The organism is Rhodococcus sp. LB1, assembly GCF_001583455.1.
GTDB lineage: Bacteria > Actinomycetota > Actinomycetes > Mycobacteriales > Mycobacteriaceae > Rhodococcus_F > Rhodococcus_F opacus.
In genome coordinates this window covers 1-1,492 of the sequence record NZ_LTCZ01000121.1, presented here as the reverse complement: position 1 = coordinate 1,492, position 1,492 = coordinate 1, and the positions used below count along the sequence as shown (strand labels likewise).

General features: G+C 62.7%; 3 protein-coding genes. All 3 read left to right on the top strand.

Annotated elements, in window-relative coordinates; genetic code table 11:
- Positions 1–723, top strand: a 723-nt coding sequence (locus tag AZG88_RS18275) for a hypothetical protein (protein ID WP_231914075.1), incomplete at its 5' end; no start/stop codon positions are given.
- Positions 716–895, top strand: a complete 180-nt coding sequence (locus AZG88_RS18270) for a hypothetical protein (protein ID WP_061698490.1) — start codon at positions 716–718, stop codon at positions 893–895. The genes AZG88_RS18275 and AZG88_RS18270, both read left to right, overlap by 8 nt.
- Before the next feature lie 321 nt (positions 896–1,216).
- Positions 1,217–1,492, top strand: a 276-nt coding sequence (locus AZG88_RS55585; RefSeq protein ID WP_156517526.1) for a helix-turn-helix domain-containing protein, incomplete at its 3' end; no start/stop codon positions are given.

Below are 1,492 nucleotides of genomic sequence, written 5' to 3'. Positions count from 1 at the left end.
CTGTGGATCTGGACCGGGGATCCTGACGCAGCGGACCCCACCACGGTGCCAGACACCAGCCCGATGACTGGTGACGGCTGGACCGTTATCACCGGGCACTACGAGATCGAAGCGAATTACCTGGACCTACACGAGAACTTGCTGGATCTCACGCACTTCAGTTACCTGCATGCCGGCAATCTCGGCACCGATGCCTGGGCGTCGGTGCCCGTTCAAGTCGAACTCTCGGACGAGACGGTGCGCACAGTACGGTTGCTCGAGAATCACGAGCCGCCGGGGCTGTATGCGCGAGTAATGGGTCTCGTCGGACACACCGTGGATCGACATGCCGTGGCGACGGTTCCGACTCCGGCCATCCACTTGGCGCTCGGCCGACTGGTCGACCTGCAGCCGGAAACCGACCGTACCGACTACAACCTGTACGTCATCCACGCGATCACACCGATCAGCGAGAACGAACTCCATCAGTTCTGGGTCATCTCCCGCGACTTCGCTGTGGGCGATGACTCGGTCACCGAGCAGTTGCTGACAGGAACCAGGCAGGCGTTCCAGGAGGACGTCGATGCCCTCAACGCGATCAGCGACATGAAACGGCGTGACGGCCGCAAGGACTACCGCCAAGTCAGCACCACCAGCGACAAGGCTGGGCACCAGCTGCGCCGCCTCGTCGGAAGAGCGATCCGCCGTGACGAACCACATGCGCGAGTGGTGCAACATGCCTGACCTCGTGACCGAGGGATGCTCGGTATCGGTCCTCCGGCGCGGGAGCAGGATGTGTATCGACGTGGTGCACCTCGACCACGGTGCCGAGGTCTCCATGATCGGCCCCTCCGCGTCGGAAACCCAGCTTCTCGAGCGTGCGCTTCGCCGAGTACGGGAATGCATCCAGACCTGACCACCGAACAAGACCTGATACGACTGGAGCCTCGGGACCATTGCGAACGCAGAACGTCACGCGGAGTGGGAGACAGACGCGGGAGCGTGGTCTCACGCCTCAACTCCGGCTGAGGAGCGGTGCGACGGCTAGACATAAGATCGTGTCAACGACCATACTGACCCGAAAGATCGTGACCCTGATCACTCTGCGCGATGACGAAAACTGTTGCGCTGAACGTCCAAACCAGGTTGCGCACGTAACCGCGGCAACGGTGTCCGGGAGGGGCGAGCGGTCAGGCGATCACGAGGACGGCTGCCCACGAACCGACCCGGACAAGCCATGTCCGGCGGATGGTCCGGCAGAGCTGTCGGACGCAGTTACCCTACGCTGATGGACGACGTGCGATACACCCTTCGGCAGCTCGAATACTTCATTGCCGTGGCCGCCGAGGGAACGATCACCGGGGCGGCCGAACGGTGCTCGGTGTCCGCCACCGCGGCAACGCGCCAAAGGAATTGCGCTGACCGCCGCCGGCCGGCAAGCGTTGATCCATGCATTGTCACTCGTCAAAGAAGCAGAACAGTTTCAGTCGTCTGTCCGCGAAGACATCGTCGC

Excerpts from the sequence above, each read along its gene's own strand:
- AZG88_RS18270 (WP_061698490.1), top strand. The coding sequence starts at position 716 with ATGCCTGACCTCGTGACCGAGGGATGCTCGGTATCGGTCCTCCGGCGC.